Raw genomic sequence first — 22391 nt, 5'->3', positions numbered from 1 at the left:
CGTTAATTGAGGAGCCCGGCATGGCGAAGCGCGTCCTGCACCTCGCTTTTGGTCTCCTCTCCGATCGTGGTGATCGGCGAGCGCACTTCCTCGCTCATCTTTCCGAGCACCGAGAGTGCATATTTGGTGGGTCCCGGGCTCGGCTCAAGGAACAATGCGCGATGGAGTGGCATCAGCCGGTCCTGATAGTCGAGCGCCGTTGAGAAATCGCCCGCCATGCAGGCCTTCTGGAATTCCGAACAGAGTTTCGGCGCGACGTTCGCCGTCACCGAAATACAGCCATGCCCGCCATGAGCCATGAAGCCGAGCGCCGTCGGGTCTTCGCCGGAGAGCTGGTTGAACTCCGTGCCGATTGCCTGGCGCTGCAGGCTGGCGCGCACCAGATTGGCCGTCGCGTCCTTGACGCCGGTGATGTTCGGGCAATCCTCGAAGAGCTGCTTCATCGTCTCCACGCTCATGTCGATCACCGAGCGCGGCGGGATGTTGTAGATGATGATCGGGATGGAGATCGCGTCCGCCACAGCCTTGAAATGTGCGTATAGGCCCTTCTGGCTCGGCTTGTTGTAATAGGGCGTCACCACCAGTACGGCATCGGCACCCGCCTTCTCCGCATGTTCGGCAAGCTCGATCGCCTCGCGCGTATTGTTGGAGCCTGCGCCGGCGATCACCGGCACCCTTTTGGCCGTGACCTCGACGCACAATTCCACCACCCGCTTGTGCTCGGCATGCGACAGCGTCGGTGATTCGCCGGTCGTGCCGACCGGCACGAAGCCGTGGCTGCCCTCGCCGATCTGCCATTCCAGGAAGTTGCGGAACGCCTCTTCATCGACATTACCGTTGCGCATGGGCGTCACCAGCGCCGGAATTGACCCCTTGAACATAACTTGGCCCAAAAATTCTGTCCTTTTGACTGTGGCGGCGGACGATAGTGGCGCATCCTGGCAAGAGCAAGCGCACCGCCTCCGCTCTGGGGCCGCAAGGAAGCAGAACCGAACACGTGATCTTGCCGAGCAGGAAACTCGCGGCGATCGCCGCAGCGTTCGCCCTGGCCATCGCGGCTGGGGAGTCTCTGCTCGTGCTTTCAGCCCCCGTGGCGACCGCCGCGCCCGCAACGCCGATGCTGCCGAAGCCACGCCCGGAGGAAAAGGCCCCAGCGAGCGTTGAAGCCATGCCCGCGCCCCGTCCTGCCGCAGACGCAACTTCAGACGCAAAGCCGGGCGATGTCGCGGAAGCGAAGGCGACACCCGCCTCTGCATCCGAAGATTCGACCGCCGAGAATGCGGCCCCCGAAAACGCTGCGCCTGAAGAAACGGCCGCAGCCGACGCCGCAGCCGCCAGCGCCGATGAAAACCCGGCCCAGGAGACGGATGGGGACGCCTCGGCCAGCGTCGAGCCCGAAACGACCACCGGCTCGATCGGAACCGGCGAGACGCTCTCGGCCCAAACGGAGAAGCCGGCCCCGTCACAGGAGAACGCTGCAGAGAAGACCGGATCGCAGGAGCTTGCCTTTCTGGCGCCGCGCCCGCGTCCGATCCCGATGGGTGCCGCAGCTGAGCGGCTGAACCGGATGAAGAACGACCGCCCGCCTTACGGCTTTTCGCAGGCCGACCTCCTGAAGCGCGGCCTCGATCTCGTGACGGCCGATGCCTATACGAGTGCGCTCGCCTTCTCCGAGACCCTGCCGAACGCCTTCGACCGCGAGCTCATCCGCTTCTTCGTCGCCCGCGCGCCCTTCTCCGGCCTCGCCCCGGCTACGATCGAGGAAGTCGCACGCGACCACCCGGACTGGCCCGATCCCGACCTCCTCAGGCTGCGCGCCGAACAGGCGCTCCTGCGCACGCGTCCGACGGGCGAAGCCCTTCTCGCCTTCTATGCCGAAGGCGCGCCGATGACGGATGATGGCTGGCTGCGGCTCGCCGATATCTATTCAGAGCGCGGCTGGCACAAGCGCAGCCGAAAAATCGTTCGCCGGATCTGGCGCGAGGAATCGCTGTCGAGCGCGCAGATGGCGCATATTCTGGCCGAGCATGCCGACGCGCTGTCAAAAGAGGACCACCTCTACCGCTTTCGCAGACTTCTCCTGCACAAGCGCACGGGCGAGGCGATCCGTGTCGGCCAGGCGATCGGTCCGGGCTATGACCAGCTGGCACGTGCCGTCGCCGCCGCCGTCGACCGCGGCGGCTCGACCGCGAGCCTGATGGCCATCAAGACGCGTTTCCGTGGCGAGCCCGCCTGGGAATACGCCCGCATCCTCATGCTCATTCGCAAAGACCAGCTTGTCGAAGCCGCGTTGCGCATGAGCCTGGTGGAGCGCGCCGGCAGCAAGCTGGGCGATGCCGACCGGTGGTGGGAGCTGCGCAAGGATCTGGCGCGCATGCTCCTGGAAGAAGGCTACCCCGCCCTCGCTTATTCAGTGGCGGCCACCCATGCCGCGCAATCGCCGGAGGCGATCGTCGAAGCGGAATTCCATGCCGGCTGGCTGGCACTCCGATATCTCGATTCCCCGCGTGCCGCGCGGGCGCACTTTGCGAGGATCGCCGCCGTCGCCACGCAGCCGCGCTCCATCGCGCGCGGCTATTACTGGCTCGGTCGCGCCCATGCCGCGAGCGGCCACGCCGATCAGGCGGCCAAGGCCTATTCCGTCGCCGCCCGCCATGGCGCCACATATTATGGTCAGCTGTCGCGCGAAGCTTTGGGCCTCACCCATACGGGTCTCGAACTCCGGCCGCGCCCGACCGCACTCGACAGGCTGCGCTTTGCCGCAAGGCCGGAAGTGCACGCCATCAAGCGCCTCGCGGCGGCACAGCACAATTTCCGCACCCGCGCCTTTTTCATGGCGCTCGGCGACAAGCTTGATAGTCCTGGCGAGCTTTCCCTTCTCGATACGCTGTCCCGGCGCATCAACGAACCGCATTACGGCATGCTCGCCGCCGCCCGTGCCGATGCCCGCGGCGTCGAGGTCGGGGCCCTGCGCGCGCCGCTCATCGTCGTCCCGCCGGACATTCCGCAGCCGGCGATCGTCGATCGCGCACTTCTATATGCGGTCTCCAAACAGGAGAGCGCCTTCAACCCGTCGGCCACCAGCCATGTCGGGGCGCGCGGGCTGATGCAGTTCATGCCCGCGACCGCGCGCTATACGGCGCGGCAGATCGGCCTTCCCTTCTCTCTCGTGCGCCTGTCGAGCGACCCCGCCTACAACGCCACTTTGGGCGCCGCCCATCTCGGCGAACTTCTGACCAATCTGCGCGGCTCATATATAATGACCTTCGCGGGCTATAATGCGGGGCCAGGCCGCGCCATCGATTGGGTGAAACGTTACGGCGATCCACGCGGGGCGGAGACCGATCCCGTCGACTGGGTCGAGCGCATCCCCTTCGACGAGACGCGCAACTACGTCCAGAAGGTGATGGAAAACCTTCAGGCCTATCGCAGCCGCCTCGGCCATACGCTCTCCATCTCCGAGGATCTGGCGCACGGCGATCCAGTCCGTTAGCCCTTTCACGCGCCCTCTGCCGTCAGAGACCGCCGTCCAAGACGGGCTGCACCGCCCCTAAAACCGCAAGCAGGTATTCATTCGGACGTGACGCCGGCAGGCCCCATCGGCCGGCGCACCGTCGCGTATCCGAAATTATTCGGTGACGCGAAAGTCGTACAAAAGAACAATTGATAGGCGAGCAGAACCTGTTTTACATTTGCAGGTGGAGACAATACAAATACGCAGTCAGAATTAATATTATATTCACCTACTGACCAGACAGGTTCAGGGAGCATCGTTCCTCTAGGAAATTGGTCATAAGGCTGGGGGAATCTGCACCGGTGGTTGGAGAGGACGAGCCGATGGGGGAACAAGCGGCGAGTGCGAGAGCTGTCGCGGATTCTGAGCCGCCGCCGTGTCCCGTCACGCGCCCGCAGACGGGTGGGCCGCAATCGAATGTACCTCAGGCGAATGCACCTCAATCGAGCGCGCTCCAGACGAGCGCGCCGGCGTCTCTGTTCGATCAGAACATCGTCGCCGCGGCCCAGATCCGTTTCGCCGACGGCGGCGTCACCCGGATCAACCATCGCTGCGCCAGCCTTCTCGGATTCGAGCCGGAAGGGCTCGCCGGCCGCTCCCTGATCTCTCTCGCAATTCCGGAGGAGCGCAATATCTGGGGCGAGCGCCTGACGAGCCTCAGCTGCGGTGCTCTTTCGGAATGCAGCGGCGAAATGCACTGCATCGGCGGCAATGGCTGTCCTGTGCGGGTCAATCTCACGCTGAGCGCCTTCACGAGCGGCGGCACGCGCGCCGATGAATGCGTCGCCATCCTTCATGGCATCGCGCCCGAAGCCCCCCTGGCCCCGGCTCTCCGGATAGAGCAAGAGCCTGAGGCCACGTTCCGCGCCATCTACGAGAACATTCAGGAAGGCGTGTACCGCTCCTCCATCGACGGGCAGCAGCTTGCGGCCAATCCCGCGCTCGTTCGTCTCAACGGCTACGACAGCGAGGCGGAGATGCTGGCGAATGTCCACGACATCGCCACCGAATGGTACGTCGACCCGACGCGGCGGGCCGAGTTCCAGGCCGCCATGCGTGAACACGGTCGGGTGGAAAGGTTCATCTCCGAGGTCTACCGCCACAAAACGCGCGAGCGCATTTGGGTGGAAGAGAACGCCCATCTCGTAAAGGATCCGGTGACCGGCGAGACACTCTATTATGAGGGGACGGTCCGCGAGGTGACGGGCACGGTCGGACAGCTAAAGCTGCACGAGCGCCTGCAAAAAATCGGCGCCGTCATTTCGGCCTGTCTTTTTCAATTGCGGCGGCGCCCAAACGCGACCAGTGCCGTTCCCTATGCCGGTCTCGGCCTTGAACCGCTCTTCGGGGTCACTCCGGACGACGTGCGCAACGACGCCTCTCCTCTCCTCGCCGCCGTCCATCGCGACGACCGCCTGCGTCTGTCGGCAAGCCTGTTGCGCTCGGCAACCCGCATGACGCCCTGGGCGCTGGAATTTCGTGTCAGTCATCCTCATCGCGGCACGATCTGGCTGTCCGGTCGCGCCGTGCCCGACCGCGAGCCCGATGGCTCCGTCCTCTGGCACGGCCTCGTTTCGGATGTCACCGCCCTCAAGACCAATGAGCGGCAGATTTATGAGCTCGCCTATTTCGATTCGCTGACCGGCCTGCCGAACCGGCAGATGCTGCACGACAGGCTGGCGATGGCGCTGGCCGCGAGCCGGCGGCGCAAAAGCTTCGGCGCCCTCCTCTTCATCGATCTCGATAATTTCAAGGTCATCAACGACAGCTACGGCCACGATGTCGGCGACCTGCTCCTCGCCAGCACCGCCCAGCGTCTGCGTCTGTGCCTGCGCGAGCTCGATACCGTCGCCCGGCTCGGGGGCGACGAGTTCGTCGTGCTTTTGCAGGATCTGGGGGATACGGAAGCGCAGGCGATGCGCCACGCCGACAGGGTGGCGCGGAAAGTGCTGCAGGCGGTCGACCAGCCCTGCCTCCTCAACGAGCAGCGCTTTCAGACCACCTGCTCGATCGGCCTCACCTTGCTGGACGGACGCGAGAGCGATCCGGAAGAACTCCTCAAACACGCCGATCTCGCGATGTACGAAGCCAAGGCCGCCGGCCGCAACGGCCTCAGCGTCTTCAGCGCCGCAACGCGAAACCCCGCCCGCGAGCATGTCGGCGCAATCGCCGACTTTCGCCGTGCGATCGACAGCGGCGACATCGAGTTCGTGCTCGATGCTCAATATGATGTCGACGGCAACTGCCGTGGCGCCGAGCTCCTGCCCTCCTGGCACCATGAAAGATGGGGGGCTTTCCGCAGCCAGGAGCTGGCAAGCTTCGCCGAAGAGGCCGGGCAGGCAGAAGCCCTGACGCACCAGACGATCGCTCAGGCCTGCGCGCTCCTCGGCAGCTGGGGCACGAGGCCGGACCTCTGCCGGCTGTCGCTTTCCGTGGGTGTCAGCGCGCGCATGCTGCACGAGCGCGGCGCCGTCAGACGGATCAACCGCTTTCTTCTGGATGCCGGCGCCGACCCCAGGCGCCTCACGCTCGAATTGCCGGAGATCATCGTCGGCAAGAACGATGTGGCGCTCGCCGACAAGATGCATCGGCTGCGCCGTTCCGGCGTGCGCTTCACTCTCAAGAGTTTTGGCGGCCGCCTCACGCGCCTCGCCCAGCTCAAAGCGCTGCCCTTCGACGAGATCAAGATCGATCCGGCGCATATGTGCGATATCGCAGCCGAGCCTCCTCCCCTCATCCGCAAGGTCATGCGCATCGCCGACAGCCTCAACCTCATGGTCATCGCGGAAGGTGTGGAGACGGAGGCGCAGCGGCGGGCTCTGGCAGCCGCCGGTTGTGACCGCCTTCAGGGTCCTTTGTCCGGAGCACCGATGCCGCCCCAGGCTTTCGAAGAGAGATTCGCGTCCCCGGTGATTCCCCTCCACGCGGCCCCGCTGACGCAACAGAGATTCGCCTGATCCGAATCTGAGCCCATCCGAAATGTGTGGCTTCGGCGCACGATTCTCTCCCCGCCCCCGACCTTGAAGGCTGTGCGCAAGGCCCCCAGAGGCGCGAAAGAGCCGCGAAACGGCGTCCACGTTAAGGTTTTCTTAGGGTTTGGGGCCTGCTTCGTGGCAATTGTGCAACATCGACTGCCAAAGCCGGCAGCGCGGGCATTCTGATGTTGCCTGTGCAAGGCGGATGAATAGTGTGGCCTCAGGCAGCCACGAGGCAGCCCACTTCTTCGAAACGGAGAAGGTTGAGGGGCGGGGGACGCCACTCAGAACCGACGCCAATAAAGGCACGGACTGAACGCATTATCCCCCGGCTCGTGCAACTTGGACTGGAGGTCTACAAATGAAACTCAAGAGCCTTCTTTTCGGCTCGGCGGCTGCAGTGATGGCCGTCACCGGAGCACAGGCCGCCGATCTGCCGGTCGCAGAGCCGGTCGAATATGTGCGGATTTGCGATGCGTTTGGCGCTGGATTCTACTACATTCCGGGCACCGACACCTGCTTGAAGGTCGGCGGTCGGGTGCGCGTTGAAGCGCACTACGTCAATGGCGACGACCAGGGCGACACGTTCAACGAGTTCACCTCGCGTGCTCGTGGCTATGTCCGCCTCGACGCTCGTACGCAGACCGATTTCGGTCTTCTGCGCGCCTATGTGAGCTCTTCGCTCCAGATCGGCCCGTCGAGCTTCGCCGACAACTACGATGAGGGCCAGTACCTCGAGAACGCTTTCATCCAGCTCTCGAATGACATGGGCACCCTCACCGTCGGTCATGCCTCGTCGTTCTTCGACTTCTTCGGCACCTACGGCTACGGCACGCGTATCGGCATCGACGATAACACGACCGAGCAGACGCTGTTCGCGTACACCTTCAACGTCGGCAATGGCGTTTCCGCCACGCTGTCGTTCGAAGACGCCGCTTCCGGCGGCCGTCGTGCGCACTTCGATGGCGTTGTCATCGACGGTCAGGAATTCCCGGACGTCGTCGCCAACGTGCGCGTCGATCAGGGCTGGGGTTCGGCCCAGATCATGGGTGTCATTCATGACACCGGTGTCGAATTCGTCGACGACGCCCTCTTCGACGGCGACGACGACAGCGATCTCGGCTGGGCCATCGGCGCTGGCGTGACCGCCGGCATCCCGGGCACGGGCTTCGAGGCTTCGGTTCAGGCCAACTACACGCAGGGTGCTGTTTCTTACATCACCGCCGGCGTGAACAGCCTCATCCTCGAGAACACGCTCTCTGACGTGACCCTCGACGACGATGGCTCCGTCGAGCTGACGAAGGCATGGAACGTCCGCGGCGGCATTTCGGCTGACTTCGCCACGCAGTGGACGGCGTCTCTGAATGCGTCCTACACGGACATCGACTACGAAGCCCTTGGTGACCTCGACTTCTACGGCATCACGGGTAACGTCGCTTGGACGCCGGTTTCTGGCTTCCTGATGGGCGTCGAAGTTGCCTACAACAATGTCGATTGGGAGTTCGCCGACGAAGACTCTCCGGACGACATCTGGGGCGTGATGTTCCGCGCACAGCGCACGTTCTAATCGCTTCAAGCGATCGGAATTGGGAAGGCCCGGCGGCAACGCCGGGCCTTTTCTTTTGGACCAGTGGCTCGGCTTCTCTCGACTCTGCGGATTTTCGGAGCGTCAAAGGGCGGCACCCTTTGCGTGAGATCCTATCAGGCCCGCGCGACAAGCCTCAGCTCCCCCCATTCGGACGAACATGCAGGCTCGGCCAGGGCCCAATCGGCCCGGCTGATCGGAACTGCGCGAAACGAAGTTGGCAGAGCGACATGAGGCCGTGCGAACATGGCAGACCTCGGCGGGCTTCTCAGCCTGCCCGATGAAGCTGCAAGCGCCGCCGCTGCCCTCGCCCGAAGCCAGGACCTGAGCCACCCCGACCTTTGTCGCGGCGGCACAGGCGCTTCACGACAGTCTCAGGGGGAATTCGGCGACGCCTCTATGGCTTCGCAGGCTGATGGAGATCGCAGCGGCGCGCGAAGGCCGCGATCCGATCGAGCGTCGGCTGATCGCGCAGCAGAGGCGCATGCCCCTGCCCTTCGACCGTCAGACGCTCCATGCCGGGATGGCGCCAGGCCATCTCCTCCACTGTCGCAGCGGTCAACAGATCGGAATTCTCGCCACGGATCGACAACAGCGGCACGTGCCGCAGGCTGTCGAATTGCGGCCAGAGCGTCGGAACCGCCTCTTCGAGATCGAGCGTGGCAACGGTCTTCAGAAGCTTCGGATCGTAATCCGGCTTGATCGCCCCATCGCGCTCCACGAACAGCGCCTCGGTATAGGCGCGCCAATCGTCATCGCTGAGGCTGGTGAAGGAATGGCCGGCGATCTTCCGAACCATCTTCTCGGCGTCCGCCATCGATTGCGGCGTACGCATATTCGAGAGGTAGTTCTTGATGCGCGCGAGGCCGGTCCCTTCGATCTTGGGGCCGATATCGTTGAGGACGACCCCCGCGATCAGCCCGGGGCGCATGGCGCCCATGATCATCGTGATGATGCCGCCGCGCGAGGTTCCAACGAGGATCGCTCTCTCGATGCCGAGTGCCGTCGTGACGGCGAGAACGTCGTCGGCCTCCACCATCGGCGTGTAATGCGTCCAGTCGGGATCGTAGCCGGACAATCCGCGTCCGCGGTAATCGAGCGCCGCAACCATTCGCGGCGTGTCGGCATGGGCCGAAAAGAACCGCGCCAGTTTGCCGAAATCGCGCCCGTTGCGCGATAGACCCGGCAGGCAGACGAGCGGCAGCGCCGGGCTCTGCCAGTCGCCATAAAGGCGCAGGGCGAGCTTCAGCCCGTCCTGCGCCTTCACGTATAAGACGCGTCCTTCACGCTCGCCTGTCCCGGCCATCGCTTCGTCGTTCATAGGGACAGGCAATAGCGCCTTTCATCCCATCCGTCCAAGGATTGGGGGCGTCGTCAGCCCAGACACTCCTGAAGCGCCGCGGCATTCTCCTCGAGCAGCTCGAAATAGAGGTCGGGTCCCGCCTTGAGGTCGGCGCCGAGCGGATCGAGCACGCCGCTCTTGGCGTCCGTGCCTTCTGTGACGACCGCAATCAGCTTCGGCGTGAACTGGGGCTCGGCAAAAACACAGACGACCCCGAGATTGCGGATCTTCGCAGCGATCTCCGAAACCCGCTGCGCGCCGGGAGACACTTCCGGGCTCACGGTGACGGAACCGGCCGCTTCGAGCCCGAACCGCTTCTCGAAATACTGATAGGCATCGTGAAAGACGATGAAGGGCTTGCCCTTCAGTCCGGCGAGTTCGTCGGAAAGCTCCGATGTGAGACTGTCGAGCCGCTCGCGCGTCTTGTCGGCGTTCCTGGCATAGGTCGCAGCATTGTCGGGATCGATGTCGGCAAGCTCCGTCTCGATCTCGTTCACCATCGCCTTCGCATTCTCCGGATCGAGCCACAAATGCGGGTCGATCTCGCCTTCATGGTCATGCCCGGCATGATCATTGTCCGCATGCTCGTCGCTGGCATGCGCGTCGCCCTCATGGTCGTGCCCGGCCTCCTCATGAGCGCCATCCGCCTCATGCTCATGTCCATGGTCATGGTCGTGGTCGTGGTCGTGGGGCTCGAAAGCGCCATCTTCGCGCGGCGGCAGAAGCGTGACGCCGGGCGCCCGCGACAGCGCAACCTTCTTGGCATCGGGCGCGATCGTCTCAAGCGGCTCCGTCAGAAACGCCTCGATTTCCGGTCCGACCCAGAAAACGATGTCCGCCCCCTCCAAGGCCCGTGCATCCGACGGCTTCAGGGCATAATCGTGCGGCGAACCGGTCGCGACGATGAGATGCGGACTTCCGACCCCCTCCATGACGGCCGCGACCAGCGAGTGCACGGGCTTGATGGAGACGGCGACATCGGGAGCCGCGGCCATCGCCTGCGTGCCCCATGATAGAACGAGCCCTGCCGCAAGCCCCTGAGCGAGGGATGCAAGAGGATGCCTTTTGCGCATGAAATCGACCTCTAAATTGCACAAGTCAGATATGTTATTACATTACATATCTTGCGTAACCCTATAACATGGGCCATAGAGCGCGGCAACCGGAGACGATGATGCGCAGCGAAAAAAACGGAAAGGACGCCGACCTCCTCGTCGAGATCGAAGGTCTCGGCGTGCGCAGGGGCCGCAAATGGCTGGTGCGGGGCGTCGATCTCTCCATCCGTCGCGGCGAAATCGTCACGCTCATCGGGCCGAACGGCAGCGGCAAGAGCACCACCGCGAAATCGCTCCTCGGCGTCATCACCCCCGACGAAGGCGAGATCCGCCGCGCCCCGAAGCTGACGGTCGGCTATGTGCCGCAGCAATTGACGATCGACCGCACGATGCCCTTGTCGGTCAGCCGTTTCATGGCCTTGACCGCCCGCTTTCCGGCCGATGCGATCACCGCAGCCCTCGCCGAAACCGGCGTGGCACATCTCGCTGGCGCCGCTTTGCAACAGCTCTCGGGCGGGGAATTCCAGCGTGTCCTCATCGCCCGCGCGCTCATTCGCAAGCCCGACCTCCTCGTCTTCGACGAGCCGGTTCAGGGCGTCGATTTCACCGGCGAGATCGCGATTTACGATCTGATCGGCCAGATCCGCGACCGGCTCGATTGCGGAATCCTGTTGATTTCCCACGACCTGCACATCGTCATGGCGCAGACGGACAGGGTTCTGTGCCTGAACGGCCATGTCTGCTGCTCGGGTCCGCCGGAACAGGTGGCGGCGAGCGAAGCCTATCAGCGTCTTTTCGGGCCGCGCGCTTCCGAAACGCTCGCGATCTACCGCCACCATCACGCCCACACTCACGCCACCACCGCCCCCCTGTCGGCCAACAGCGACGATGTGGAAGAAAACACTCTCGCTCAGCCGGCCCGCACTGGCACGGAGGGAGGCCACCGCCATGCTTGATGATTTCTTCGTCCGCGCCCTCCTCGCCGGCATCGGCGTTGCGCTCGTCGCAGGCCCGCTCGGCTGCTTCGTCGTGTGGCGGCGCATGGCCTATTTCGGCGACACCATGGCCCATTCGGCGCTTCTCGGCGTCGCCATCGCCTTTCTCTTCGACATCAACCTGACCTTCGGCGTCTTCGCCGTCGCCACCTCCGCCTCGCTCGGCCTCGTGGCCCTGTCGCGCAATCGCTCGCTCCCCGCCGATGCGCTTCTCGGCATCCTCGCCCATTCGACGCTCGCTTTGGGTCTCGTCCTCATCGCCTTCATGACCTGGATCCGCATCGACCTGATGAGCTACCTTTTTGGCGATATCCTTGCCGTTTCGCGCACCGACGTGATGCTCATCTACGGCGTCGGCGCCGTCGTCCTCGCCATTCTCGTCGCCATCTGGCGCCCGCTTCTCGCCGGCACGATCTCCCCGGAAATCGCGGTCGCCGAGGGCCTTGCGACCGAGCGGGCCCGCCTCGTCTTCATGCTCTTGATGGCGGCCGTCATCGCCGGCGCCATGAAGATCGTCGGCGTCCTCCTCATCACCTCGCTGCTCATCATTCCGGCGGCAACGGCGCGCCGCTTCGCCACGACGCCGGAGCGGATGGCCGTGATCGCGGCCATCGTGGGCGCGCTCGCGGCCTCCGGCGGCCTCTTCGGGTCCCTCGAATTCGACACCCCCTCCGGCCCCTCGATCGTCGTCGCCGCATTGATCCTGTTCCTGGCGAGCCTCACATGGAAGATGGTCGAGCCGGAGCGCCGCCAGGCCGAAGAAGTCACGGGAACGGAGTGAGACAATGCATGAAACGCCCGCCCTGACCAAAAACCAGTCGCTGGTGATGTCGGTTCTCAGCGAGGCCAAGAGCCCGCTCAGCGCCTATCAGATCCTCGACGAATTGCGCCCCGAAGGATTGCGGGCGCCGCTCCAGGTCTATCGCGCCCTCGACAAGCTGACCGAGCACAAGCTCGTCCATCGCATCGAATCGCTGAACGCCTTCGTCGCCTGTTCGCACGCGGCCGAGCATGGCGGCGAAATGGTTGCGTTTGCGATCTGCGAGGCCTGCGGACGGGTGGAGGAATTCTGCGATCCCGTCCTGCAGAGCCGGCTCGCCGCCTGGAGCCGCGAGCACGATTTCATCCCGACCCGCACGACTTTGGAAATCAAAGGGCGCTGCGCCGCCTGCCACTGAGACGTTTCGCGGCGGTGCCCCCTCTAGCAACGTCCCTTCTGGTAGCGCCGCATCAGGCCGCCGTCTGGCGGGACCGCGCCTCTTTGGCAAGCCGCACCAGCATCGGCTGCAAATCCTGTGGCGAGACCAGTCTTTCGGGAAAGACGAGCCGCTCCACGAGATCGCCGGAGACGAGATCGGCCCCTTCCGGATCGAGCGAAGCCATCCACCATTCATCGGCCGGGGCTTTGCCTTTGCACAGAACCGTCGCGTAAAGCCCGATCGCCTCGCGGTGATCCTCGTTCATATGCTTGACCACGCCATACTCGATCGGCTCCAGCTCCTCCACGAGGTCCGTCGGCAGCACGAAATCCGCGCGGTCGAGCAGAAACGCCTTGCCAAAGCCGCCATTGAGGCTAGCCCGCTCCGGCTCGATGCGGAAGAAGGCGAAATCGGCAAAATCCACATAAAGCTGCGCCTTCGGCTGGCGCGCGAGATAGCGGCGCTTAAGCCGCGAATGCGCCGGATCCTCCGCATCGACCCGCTGCGCCTTGCCCATCATGGTCAGCCGTGGATGCGCCAAAGGGTCGCCCCGTCCGGGTTCGCCCACCATCAGCGAACAGCGCGGATCTGACATGAGCGCGTGGCGATGCGCGGAGAGTTCCGAGATCAGGATGATCGGTGTACCATCCATATCGGTAGCAAGCGCCGTGCGGGTGGCAAGCGGGTGACCGCTTTCCGCCTCGAGCGTCGCCAACGCGCCGAAACGGGCCATACGGATGAGCCGCTTGGCGAGGCTCCGTGCCTCGTCGTCCGTCGGTCGGATCACTTTGTTCTTGTCGTTCATAGGCCTGCGGCCCTCCGCTGTCTCCCACCATCGCGACGTCTTGCGCGACGGACATTTGGTCGCTGCAAATCAATGTTGACTCTAAAAGTCAAGAAGAGCTAACCCCAAACTGTTCTTTGGACGAGGTCTTAAATGCTATCGGAAACGCAAACCCTGCCGCTTGCGGCTGTCGCACCCGATCGCGCTGCGTTTCCCGACGCCGGCAGGCAAAAGATGAAGGCACGCCCCCCGCTTTCGTCTTTCGCCTGGCCGGCGCTCCTGGTTGTGCTTCTGCTCGCGGCCTTCTTTGCCGAGCCGTCTTATGCCGCCGAGCCCGACTATCGCGGCCTCGTAAGCAAGATTGAAGATCGTCTGGCGAAAGCTGCCGACAGCTATGACGCCGGCGATGCGGACACCGCCAAAGATCTCGTCCAGGGCTCTTACTTTGAAATCTTCGAAAATCTCGAAGGCCCGATCCGCATCAACATCTCGGCCAAGCGCAGCTATGAGCTGGAGGCGGAATTCGGCGATATTCGTCAGGCGATCATCGACGGCGCTCCCGCCACAACGGTTCGCGAGCGCATCGAAGCCCAGATCGCTGCACTCGAAGAGGTCGTGCCGCAACTCGAAGAGGGCGTGCACATCAAGGCGGAGACGGGCCATGCCGCCACAACGGCCGACGCCTCCGCAAACGCCCCTGCAAACGCCGCTCCGCAAACCGTCGAGCCGTACTGGCAGCAGGCGATCGATCATGTCGGCAAGCTGATGTCGGACGCGGCCGACGCCTATGAAAACGGCAATGCCGACAAGGCGAAGGCGCTAATCACCCAGGCGCAGTTCGAAGGCTACAAGAATTCTCTCCTCGAAACCGTCATCCGCCGTCACGTCTCGCAGCGCCAGGACGCCGAATTCAACGCCGAGTTCACCCGCATCCTCGGCCTCGTCGAAGACGGCAAGCCGGCGCGCATGGTGCGCGCCTCGGGCGACATTCTCGTCGCCGACATCGAAGACGACCTTCCGGGTCTGCCTCTCCTGCCCGGCATGGAGAACCGCGCGACGGCAGCCTCGTCCGCAAATTCCAAGGACTGGCAGGGCGTCATCGCCACCATCGACGAGCGTCTCGCGGCCGCGATCGAAACCTACCGCGCCGGCGACACCGGAAAGGCGATCGGCGAGGTTCAGGACACCTATTTCGACGTCTTCGAAGGCAGCGGCATGGAAGCCGCGATCGGCGCCCGCGACACGGCGTTCAAGACGAAGCTCGAAGGTCATTTCACCAAGCTCGTCGGCGCCATGCGCGCCGGCCTCGAGCCGGCAGCGCTCGAAGAAGACCTCGCCACGGCAAACACGGATTTTGCGACTGCCGCGGAACAGCTCGGCGGCGGCACCGCCGATTCCCCGTGGACGCTCTTCGTCTATTCGCTCACCATCATCCTGCGCGAAGGCTTCGAGGCGATGCTCGTGGTCACCGCGATGCTCACCTATCTGGAAAAGATCGGCCACCGCGAGAAGAAGCGCGTCGTCTACAATTCCGTCGTCGTCGCCCTCGTGCTCAGCGTCGCGACCGCCATCCTCGTGCAATGGGTCTTCGACATCGCCGCCTCGCAGCAGGAGATCCTCGAAGGCGCGACGATGCTGATTGCCACCGTCGTCCTCTTCACCATGAGCTACTGGCTCATCTCTAAGGCCGAAGCGCAGAAGTGGACCGCCTATCTCAAGGGCAAGATCGGCGATTCCCTGTCGACCGGTTCCCTGACGGCGCTCTGGCTCGCGGGCTTCCTCGCCGTCTACCGCGAGGGTGCGGAAACCGTCCTCTTCTACAAGGCGCTCGCCGTCGGCGCTGATGCGAGCGGCGGCTCGTCGATCCTTGCCGGCTTCATCATCGGCCTCGGCCTTCTCGCGATCATCTATTTCGCCATGAGCTACGGTGCCCTGAAGCTGCCGATCCGGCCCTTCTTCATCTTCACCAGCGCGCTCCTCTACTACCTCGCCTTCGTCTTCGCCGGCAAAGGCGTCATGGAGCTGATCGAAGGCAAGGTTCTGGAGCCGACGCTCATCGCCTGGGTGCCGCAAGTCCCGCTCCTCGGCATCTTCCCCTACGTCCAGACGCTCGCGCCCCAGCTTGTGCTGATTGCGCTCGCGCTTCTGGCCATCCCCCTCGTCCGCCGCTCCGGGAGGCCTGCCCATGCCGGCTGACCTCCGCCGCGGCGCCGAGCCCGGACGAAAGTCCGCCTGACAACGACCAAGCTTCTCACCCGCCAGACAGGAGAATTGGCGATGATTGCAAGATGTACCAAGTTATTGACTGCGGTGATTTTCTCCGCCGGCATGGCCAGCGCCGCCCATGCCGAATTCAAGGAATATCCGGCCGGTGAGGCCAAAGAGATGGCCAATATGGAGATCGCGGCCGTCTATCTCTCGCCGATCGACATGGAGCCGCGCGGCATCGACCTTCCGGCCGATCAGGCGGACATTCATATCGAGGCCGACATCCACGCCACGCAGGGCAACCCGAACGGTTTCGGTGCCGGCGAGTGGATTCCCTACCTCACCATCGGCTATACGCTTGAAAACCTCGACACCGGCAAGGTGACGAGCGGCAACCTGATGCCGATGGTGGCCATCGACGGGCCGCATTACGGCTCCAACATCAAGATGTCGGGCCCCGGCAATTACCGTCTCAGCTATCACATCGATCCGCCGTCGCGGCAGGGCTTCGGCCGCCACACCGACGAGGATACGGGCGTCGGCCGCTGGTTCGAGCCGCTCGACGTCGAATACGAATTCAGCTTCGTCCCTCTCAAGGACTAAGCAAACAACGACATGACACGTGTCAGGCTCCGCTTTTCGAAGCGGGGCCTGGGGCGTGAGTGAGGGATGACGTGAGTTTTTATCTCGCCGATATGTTTCGCGCCTTCGGGCCCGCCACGTTCATAGCGGCGCTTTATGCGGGCCTTCTTCTGAAAGCGGCAAGAACGACGCTCGCCGCAGAAGAAAGGCTGCGTCGTCACCTCACCTTCATCGCCGTGCCGGCGCTGATCGCAGGAATTGCGATCGGCGCTTTCGCCTTTTTCTGGGCGGACGGCGCGGCGGCGTTGACGGAAGCGAAGATGGTCATGGAGGGCGCGTGTCTGGCCGCCGCCCTCCTGGCTCTTCTTTCCGCCCCCTTCGCCTTGCGCTTTTCGGCGGCGCGCTTCGTCGCGCTGCCGATCTTCGCGCTTCTCGTCGCGATCCTGACGGCACAGGCGGCGCTCGTCTTCGCCGACGACACCACCACCCATGCCTTGACGGCGACGAGCGTCCTCAACACCGAGCTCATCCTCAACGTCCTTGCCGTGACCATCGCGGCGGCCGCCCTCGGCGCCTTCGCCGCCGCCGTCAGCCACGCCGCGAGCCGCACGCCGCTCATCGGCCTCGGCCTCCTCGTTCTCGCCGTCCTCATCGAGGCGGCGGTCTGGGGCGGCGATGTCATGCTGGGCCTTCTGCAGGTCGGCTGGCTGCAGGTCACCTCGGCCCGCGTCTCGCTCGTCGCCAAGGCCGATTATTACGCTGAGGCAGCCGTTTACGCCGAACTCGTCCTGGCCCTCGTCCTCGGCGCCGTCTTCCTTCTGCGCGCGCCACGCCCTGCCACGCTGAGCGACGACCTCGCCGGGCAGGCGCGCACCGAGCGGCGCAAGCTGAAGGCGTTTGCGCTCGGCGAGCGGCGCTGGTTCCGCGGACTGGCCGCGGCGATGACCTTCATCGTCGCCTCGATGCTCTATTACGACCTTTACGCCTCGCAGCCGCCCCGCCTTTCGGAGGCGACGCCCGTCACCGTCGACGACGACGGCACCGTCCGCATCCCGGTCGATCAGGTGAAGGACGGCACGCTGCACCGTTTCGCCTACGTCTCCAGCGACGGCCACCGCGTGCGGTTCTTCCTCATCAACCGCTTTGACGCAGAGCATGTCGCCATCGGCGTGGTCTACGATGCCTGCATGATCTGTGGCGACAAAGGCTATATCCAGCGCGGCAACGAAATCATCTGCATCGCCTGCAACGTGCGCATCTTCGTGCCCTCGATCGGCAAGGCCGGCGGCTGCAATCCGATCCCGCTGAAGCATGAGGAAGCGAACGGCGACATCGTCATCGCGCAGCTGGAGCTCGAAAAAGGCGCCCGCTTCTTCTCCGAGGTCGTCTCCACCGATGTGACCGATCCCGTCACCGGCGAGACTCTCGTCAACACCGACGCGCCGTTCAGCTTCGAATTCGAAGGCCGGACCTATTATTTCACCGGCGAGGACTCCTACGACGCGTTCCGCGACGCGCCCGAGAAATACAGCCACGAACCGCTCGCACCTGCCCGCGTCAGCTGGCAGCCGGAGGACTGATCATGTTCACACGCCTCCTCCAGCAATCCTTCCGCCGCGACTGGCGCCGCAAGCTTCTGGCGATCTTCACCATCGTTCTCGCCACCACGCTGATGACGGCGCTCGCCAGCCTGTCGATCGACGTCGGCGACAAGATGGCCCGCGAGATGAAGGCCTACGGCTCCAACATCAAGGTCGTGCCGAAGAGCGATTCCATCCCGCTCACGATCGGCGGCGTCAATTACAACCCCCTGAGCGGCCGTGATTATCTGAACGAGGCCGACCTGCCGAAGATCAAGGACATCTTCTGGCGCAACAACATCACCGGCCTCACTCCCTTCCTCACTTTGCCCGTCACGCTCGGCAGCGCCGAAGACGACCATGTGCCCCTGATCGGCACCTATTTTCACAAGCTGATGCCGGTCGAAGGCTTCGACAATTTCTTCACCGGCGTCACCGTCACGCATCCCTTCTGGCAGGTGACGGGCACCTGGCCGGAAGAGGATTCGCTCAATCAGGTTCTCGTCGGCGAAACGCTCGCGGATAGGCGAGGCCTCAAGCCCGGCGCGACGCTCACGCTCACCTCCGCCGAGGGCAAAAGCCGCAACGTCACCGTGAGCGGCATCGTCGCGGCGAGCGAGGAAGAAGCCGGCGGCATCGTCGCCCCGCTCGCTCTCGCCCAGGATCTCGCAGGCCTTTCCGGCAAGGTCGGCTCGGTCAGCGTCAGCGCGCTAACGATCCCGGAGAACTCGCTCTCCCGTCAGGCGCGGAGCGATCCCTCCTCGCTCGACGCGCAGCAATACGACACCTGGTATTGCAGCGCCTATGTGAGCGCCATCGTGCACCAGATCGAAGAGGCCCTGCCCAACGCCTCGGCGCGCCCCATCTGGCAGGTCGCCGACAGCGAAGGCGTGGTGATCGGCAAAATCCAGCTCCTGATGGCGGTCGTGGCGCTCGCCGCCTTCGCCTCCTCGGCGATGGCCATCTCCTCGCTTCTCAACACCTCCGTCATGGAGCGCAGCCGCGAGATCGGCCTGATGAAGGCGCTCGGCGCATCGGAGACGGCGATCCTGTCGCTCTTCCTCGGCGAGGCCGTCATCATCGGCATCATCGGCGGGCTGATCGGCGCCGCCCTCGGTGCCGGCCTCTCGCAGATCATCGGCCTCACCGTCTTCGGTGCCACCATCACCTTCCCCGGTGTCGTCGTCCTCGTCGTCGTCATCGCTTCGATCCTGATCGCGCTCGCAGGCTCCGTCCTGCCCTCGCGGACCATTGCCGCTCTGGCTCCCGTGGAGACGCTTTATGGCCGCCGCTGACCGTCCAACCACCACCGTCCGCCGTGGCGGCATGGGCGCGCGCCTTCTCTGGCGGGCGCTTCTGGTGCGCCGCAGCCGCGTTCTCGCCGCCGTCACGGCGATTGCCGTCGGCGCGGCCGTCATCGCGGCGCTCGCGAGCCTCTATTTCGATATCTCCGCCAAGATGAGCCGCGAGCTCAGGGCCTATGGCGCGAACTTCATCGTCGCGCCGGCCTCTGCGGAGGGCGACAAGACGTTCAGCGAAGCAACCTACCGCAAGCTCATCGCCGAACTCCCGGCCGACCGACTCGTCGGCGCCTCGCCCTTCCTTTACGGCGTCGCGCGGGTCGAGGACCGCGAAGCCGTCATCGCCGGCCTCGATTTTGCCGGCGCGCAGAAGATTTCGCCCTACTGGCAGGTCGAAGGCAATTGGATCGGCGTCGATTTCGACGAGCGCCGCTGCATGCTGGGCGAACGTCTCGCCGCAAGCCTCGGCCTTCACCCGGGCGATACCATCGAGGTCTCCAACGACGACGGCTCCTTCAAGACCGAGCTCACCGTGCGCGGCATCGTGGAGACCGGCGAGGCGGAGGACGATCAGATCCTCGTCAACCGTTCGCTCGCCCAGAAACTCCTCGGCATGCCGAATGTCATCAATCTCGCCATGCTGAGCATCCAGGCGGAGGGCGAGGAGGCCGATAGGCTGGCGAGCACGGTCGAAGCCGATTTCCCCGACCTCGACATCCGCCCCATCCGCCAGGTGTCGCAATCCGACGGCGAGCTTCTCGACAAGATCAAAGTGCTGATGGCCTTCGTCGCCGGCATCATTCTCGTCATCACGGCCGTTTGCGTGAATTCCACCCTGACCGCGATGATCGTGGAACGGCGGCGCGAGATCGGCCTGCAGAAGGCGCTCGGCGCCGATGATTCCGCCATCATGCGCCAGTTCCTGATCGAAACCGTCACCCTGTCTCTGATCGGCGTCGCCGCCGGCCTCGTCATCGGCTTCGGCCTCGCCCAGCTTCTCGGTCAGGCGGTCTTTTCAACGGCGATCTCGTTCCGTGCCATCGTGGTGCCGGCAACGCTCGCCATTTCGCTTGTTGCGGCGCTTGCCGCCGCCATCGTCCCGATCCGCAGAGCGATCCGCATCGTTCCTGCGCAAGTGCTGAAGGGAGAGTAGACCATGCTCCAGGCTTCGAGCGACGAGCTGGAGGAGTTCGAGACGAACTCCGAAAGCCATACCCGTCCCGTAATCGAGACGCGCGGCCTGACCAAACGCTTCGGCACGGTCACCGCGCTCGATCACATCGACCTCACCATTCGCGCCGGCGAGTTCGTCTCCGTCATGGGCCCGTCGGGCTCGGGCAAGACGACCTTCCTCAATCTCATCTCCTGCCTCGACACGCCGACGGAGGGCTCCTACCTCCTCGACGGCATCGACGTGTCGACCTTTACGGAGAAGGAGCGCGCGGTGATGCGGCGCGAGCGCATCGGCCTCGTCTTCCAGCAGTTTCACCTGATCCCGTATCTCAACGCTCAGGAAAACGTCATGCTGGCGCAGCACTACCATTCGGTCGTGGATCCAGAGGGGGCGACGCGGGCGCTCGAACGTGTCGGCCTCGCCGACCGCGCCCACCACCTGCCCTCGCAGCTGTCTGGCGGCGAACAGCAACGCGTCTGCATCGCGCGCGCGCTCATCAACGAGCCGTCCCTGATCCTCGCCGACGAGCCGACCGGCAATCTCGACGCCAAGAACGAGCACCTCGTCATGGAGCTCTTCTCCGAGCTTCACCGTGAAGGCCGCGTCATCGTCCTCATCACCCACAATCCGGAACTCGGCCGCCGCACCGATCGCACCATCTGGTTCGAACACGGCCGCCGCGTCCGCCGTGCCTCCGAGGTGGCGTGATGATCCGGCTCCTCTCCGCCCTCGCTTTGTCGACGACCGTCGCCCTTTGCGGCTGCAACAAGAAGGACGAGACGGCGGAAGTCGGCCAGGAAGCCCCGGCGATCGCCGCGCTCAACGACGACAGCCAGCCGGTCGATCTCGCCGATTACCGCGGCAAGGTCGTGCTGGTGAATTTCTGGCGCGCCGAATGCGGCCCCTGCCTGCGCGAAATGCCGGAGCACGACAAGGTCTATCAGCGCCTGAAGAAGGACGGCTTTGAAATCCTCGCCGTCAATGTCGGCCAGAGCCAGAAGGTCATCCACGACGCGCAAAGGCGCATCGGCGTGAGCTTCCCGCTCCTTTCCGACGAGCTCGAAATCACCTCGCGGCGCTACCGCGTCATCGCCGTTCCGACCTCCGTCATCGTCGATCGCGAAGGCATCGTCCGCGACTGGAAGCCCGGCCCGATGACCGAGGACGAACTCGAAGAAAAGGTCGAAGCGCTGCTCTGATCCGCAATCTGTGCGGGAGCGTCGCACGCTCCTCCCATTGCCCTTGCCCCGCGCCGCGACACTTTCAAAGGCTGACGCGGCGCGGCGAGGCCGCATAACAGGGAGACCGCATGGAAATCGGATCGACGCGAGGCCAGCATGCAAGGCGCAATGCCTGGATCACAGGTGCGAGCACCGGCATCGGCCGGGCCCTGGCGCTGCGGCTCGCACGCGAAGGCTGGAAGGTGGCCGTCAGCGCCCGCAGCGCCGACAAGCTTGATGCCCTCGCCGCCGAGGCGGAGAGCCTGAAGGGCGACATCCTCGCCTTCCCCCTCGACGTCACCGACAAGGAGAAGACCGCCGAGGCCGTCGCCGCGATCGAAGAAGCGCTCGGACCCATCGATCTCGCCGTTCTGAACGCGGGCACCTACAAACAGCGCAAGGCGGAGAATTTCTCGGCTGACGAGTTTCGCCAGACCGTCGACGTCAATCTGATGGGCGCAGTCCATGGGCTCGGGCCCCTCCTGCCGCGCTTCATGGAACGCGGACGCGGCCATGTCGCGATCGTCGCCTCCGTCGCCGGCTATGTCGGCCTGCCGACCGCGGCCGCCTATAGCGCCACCAAAGCGGGGCTGATCGCCCTGGCGGAATCGCTCCAGCCGGAGCTGAAGCGCAAGGGCGTGGCGATCACCGTCATCAATCCGGGCTTCGTCGACACGCCGCTCACCGAAAAGAACAGCTTCCCGATGCCTTTCCTGATCCCGGTCGATCGCGCTGTCGATGCCATCGTCTCAGGACTTGAAAAGAAGCGCTTCGAGATCGTCTTCCCCTGGCAGATGGCGCTCTCGATGAAATTCCTGCGCGCGCTCCCCTACCCGCTTCTCTTCCTTTTGACGCGGTTCATGATCCCCAAATGAGG

At 64.4% G+C, this 22391-nt stretch carries 18 protein-coding genes; 14 read left to right on the top strand and 4 right to left on the bottom strand.

The window, feature by feature from the left end; genetic code table 11:
• Window positions 1-2: 2 nt before the first annotated feature.
• Window positions 3-881 (bottom strand): 4-hydroxy-tetrahydrodipicolinate synthase, encoded by an 879-nt coding sequence (dapA, locus tag EO094_RS06225; protein ID WP_128291848.1) that lies wholly within the window; start codon window positions 879-881, stop codon window positions 3-5.
• Window positions 882-997: 116 nt separating this feature from the next.
• Here dapA and EO094_RS18850 point away from each other — a divergent pair, with 116 nt between their 5' ends.
• The 3 genes from EO094_RS18850 to EO094_RS06210 all read left to right on the top strand — a co-directional run bounded on the left by EO094_RS18850 (window position 998) and on the right by EO094_RS06210 (window position 8056).
• Window positions 998-3493: a lytic transglycosylase domain-containing protein gene (locus EO094_RS18850; RefSeq protein WP_205649833.1), complete on the top strand. Its 2496-nt coding sequence runs from the start codon at window positions 998-1000 to the stop codon at window positions 3491-3493.
• Between the two features lie 344 nt (window positions 3494-3837).
• Window positions 3838-6471, top strand: a complete 2634-nt coding sequence (locus EO094_RS06215; protein WP_128291370.1) for a sensor domain-containing protein — start codon at window positions 3838-3840, stop codon at window positions 6469-6471.
• A 379-nt stretch (window positions 6472-6850) separates the two neighbouring features.
• Window positions 6851-8056, top strand: a complete 1206-nt coding sequence (locus tag EO094_RS06210) for a porin (RefSeq protein ID WP_128291369.1) — start codon at window positions 6851-6853, stop codon at window positions 8054-8056.
• 415 nt (window positions 8057-8471) lie between these two features.
• Here EO094_RS06210 and EO094_RS06205 read toward each other — a convergent pair whose 3' ends face one another.
• Both EO094_RS06205 and znuA read right to left on the bottom strand, forming a co-directional pair.
• Window positions 8472-9395 (bottom strand): alpha/beta fold hydrolase, encoded by a 924-nt coding sequence (locus EO094_RS06205; protein ID WP_246008374.1) that lies wholly within the window; start codon window positions 9393-9395, stop codon window positions 8472-8474.
• 53 nt (window positions 9396-9448) lie between these two features.
• Window positions 9449-10489, bottom strand: coding sequence for a zinc ABC transporter substrate-binding protein ZnuA (znuA, locus tag EO094_RS06200; protein ID WP_128291368.1), 1041 nt, complete (start codon window positions 10487-10489; stop codon window positions 9449-9451).
• A gap of 101 nt (window positions 10490-10590) precedes the next feature.
• Between znuA and EO094_RS06195 the strand changes: the two genes are divergently transcribed.
• Genes EO094_RS06195 through EO094_RS06185 form a run of 3 tightly spaced genes read left to right on the top strand, consistent with a single transcriptional unit; the run spans window position 10591 to window position 12644 of the window.
• Window positions 10591-11427, top strand: a complete 837-nt coding sequence (locus EO094_RS06195; RefSeq protein ID WP_425455845.1) for an ATP-binding cassette domain-containing protein — start codon at window positions 10591-10593, stop codon at window positions 11425-11427.
• Complete coding sequence (znuB, locus tag EO094_RS06190; protein WP_128291366.1) at window positions 11420-12247, top strand: zinc ABC transporter permease subunit ZnuB; 828 nt, start codon at window positions 11420-11422, stop codon at window positions 12245-12247. The genes EO094_RS06195 and znuB overlap by 8 nt, the downstream gene beginning before the upstream one ends.
• A 4-nt stretch (window positions 12248-12251) precedes the next feature.
• Window positions 12252-12644 (top strand): Fur family transcriptional regulator, encoded by a 393-nt coding sequence (locus tag EO094_RS06185; RefSeq protein ID WP_128291365.1) that lies wholly within the window; start codon window positions 12252-12254, stop codon window positions 12642-12644.
• A 52-nt stretch (window positions 12645-12696) separates the two neighbouring features.
• Here the strand turns inward: EO094_RS06185 and EO094_RS06180 are convergent, their stop codons facing one another.
• Window positions 12697-13470, bottom strand: coding sequence for a HugZ family pyridoxamine 5'-phosphate oxidase (locus EO094_RS06180; protein WP_128291364.1), 774 nt, complete (start codon window positions 13468-13470; stop codon window positions 12697-12699).
• 213 nt (window positions 13471-13683) lie between these two features.
• Here EO094_RS06180 and EO094_RS06175 point away from each other — a divergent pair, with 213 nt between their 5' ends.
• From EO094_RS06175 to EO094_RS06140, 8 genes are all read left to right on the top strand, one after another.
• Window positions 13684-15645 carry an FTR1 family iron permease gene (locus EO094_RS06175; RefSeq protein WP_128291363.1) on the top strand — a complete coding sequence of 654 codons (1962 nt, stop codon included), beginning with the start codon at window positions 13684-13686 and terminating at the stop codon, window positions 15643-15645.
• 81 nt (window positions 15646-15726) lie between these two features.
• Window positions 15727-16260 carry an iron transporter gene (locus tag EO094_RS06170; RefSeq protein ID WP_128291362.1) on the top strand — a complete coding sequence of 178 codons (534 nt, stop codon included), beginning with the start codon at window positions 15727-15729 and terminating at the stop codon, window positions 16258-16260.
• Between the two features lie 71 nt (window positions 16261-16331).
• Window positions 16332-17819 carry a Fe-S-containing protein gene (locus EO094_RS06165; RefSeq protein ID WP_128291361.1) on the top strand — a complete coding sequence of 496 codons (1488 nt, stop codon included), beginning with the start codon at window positions 16332-16334 and terminating at the stop codon, window positions 17817-17819.
• Window positions 17820-17821: 2 nt separating this feature from the next.
• Window positions 17822-19114, top strand: a complete 1293-nt coding sequence (locus EO094_RS06160) for an ABC transporter permease (RefSeq protein WP_128291360.1) — start codon at window positions 17822-17824, stop codon at window positions 19112-19114.
• Window positions 19101-20273, top strand: a complete 1173-nt coding sequence (locus EO094_RS06155) for an ABC transporter permease (RefSeq protein WP_205649832.1) — start codon at window positions 19101-19103, stop codon at window positions 20271-20273. Before EO094_RS06160 ends, EO094_RS06155 begins: the two co-directional genes overlap by 14 nt.
• Window positions 20274-20276: 3 nt before the next feature.
• A complete protein-coding gene (locus EO094_RS06150) occupies window positions 20277-21002 on the top strand; it encodes an ABC transporter ATP-binding protein (RefSeq protein WP_128291359.1) in 726 nt (241 codons plus the stop codon).
• Window positions 21002-21493, top strand: coding sequence for a TlpA family protein disulfide reductase (locus tag EO094_RS06145; RefSeq protein ID WP_128291358.1), 492 nt, complete (start codon window positions 21002-21004; stop codon window positions 21491-21493). Before EO094_RS06150 ends, EO094_RS06145 begins: the two co-directional genes overlap by 1 nt.
• Before the next feature lie 110 nt (window positions 21494-21603).
• The gene (locus EO094_RS06140; RefSeq protein ID WP_128291357.1) at window positions 21604-22389 is read left to right on the top strand and encodes an SDR family NAD(P)-dependent oxidoreductase; all 786 of its coding nucleotides are present in this window, start codon (window positions 21604-21606) and stop codon (window positions 22387-22389) included.
• Window positions 22390-22391: the final 2 nt, after the last annotated feature.

The organism is Afifella aestuarii (assembly GCF_004023665.1).
Taxonomy (GTDB): domain Bacteria; phylum Pseudomonadota; class Alphaproteobacteria; order Rhizobiales; family Afifellaceae; genus Afifella; species Afifella aestuarii.
The sequence above is the reverse complement of the archived record's forward strand: the minus strand, read 5'-3'. Positions and strand labels throughout refer to the sequence as shown.

Excerpts from the sequence above, each read along its gene's own strand:
- EO094_RS06175 (WP_128291363.1), top strand. The coding sequence starts at position 13,684 with ATGAAGGCACGCCCCCCGCTTTCGTCTTTCGCCTGGCCGGCGCTCCTG.
- EO094_RS06205 (WP_246008374.1), bottom strand. The coding sequence starts at position 9,395 with ATGAACGACGAAGCGATGGCCGGGACAGGCGAGCGTGAAGGACGCGTC.
- EO094_RS06185 (WP_128291365.1), top strand. The coding sequence starts at position 12,252 with ATGCATGAAACGCCCGCCCTGACCAAAAACCAGTCGCTGGTGATGTCG.
- EO094_RS06195 (WP_425455845.1), top strand. The coding sequence starts at position 10,591 with ATGCGCAGCGAAAAAAACGGAAAGGACGCCGACCTCCTCGTCGAGATC.
- znuB (WP_128291366.1), top strand. The coding sequence starts at position 11,420 with ATGCTTGATGATTTCTTCGTCCGCGCCCTCCTCGCCGGCATCGGCGTT.
- EO094_RS06140 (WP_128291357.1), top strand. The coding sequence starts at position 21,604 with ATGGAAATCGGATCGACGCGAGGCCAGCATGCAAGGCGCAATGCCTGG.
- EO094_RS06180 (WP_128291364.1), bottom strand. The coding sequence starts at position 13,470 with ATGAACGACAAGAACAAAGTGATCCGACCGACGGACGACGAGGCACGG.
- EO094_RS06155 (WP_205649832.1), top strand. The coding sequence starts at position 19,101 with ATGGCCGCCGCTGACCGTCCAACCACCACCGTCCGCCGTGGCGGCATG.
- EO094_RS06150 (WP_128291359.1), top strand. The coding sequence starts at position 20,277 with ATGCTCCAGGCTTCGAGCGACGAGCTGGAGGAGTTCGAGACGAACTCC.
- EO094_RS06160 (WP_128291360.1), top strand. The coding sequence starts at position 17,822 with ATGTTCACACGCCTCCTCCAGCAATCCTTCCGCCGCGACTGGCGCCGC.
- EO094_RS06215 (WP_128291370.1), top strand. The coding sequence starts at position 3,838 with ATGGGGGAACAAGCGGCGAGTGCGAGAGCTGTCGCGGATTCTGAGCCG.
- EO094_RS06210 (WP_128291369.1), top strand. The coding sequence starts at position 6,851 with ATGAAACTCAAGAGCCTTCTTTTCGGCTCGGCGGCTGCAGTGATGGCC.
- znuA (WP_128291368.1), bottom strand. The coding sequence starts at position 10,489 with ATGCGCAAAAGGCATCCTCTTGCATCCCTCGCTCAGGGGCTTGCGGCA.
- EO094_RS06145 (WP_128291358.1), top strand. The coding sequence starts at position 21,002 with ATGATCCGGCTCCTCTCCGCCCTCGCTTTGTCGACGACCGTCGCCCTT.
- dapA (WP_128291848.1), bottom strand. The coding sequence starts at position 881 with ATGTTCAAGGGGTCAATTCCGGCGCTGGTGACGCCCATGCGCAACGGT.
- EO094_RS06170 (WP_128291362.1), top strand. The coding sequence starts at position 15,727 with ATGATTGCAAGATGTACCAAGTTATTGACTGCGGTGATTTTCTCCGCC.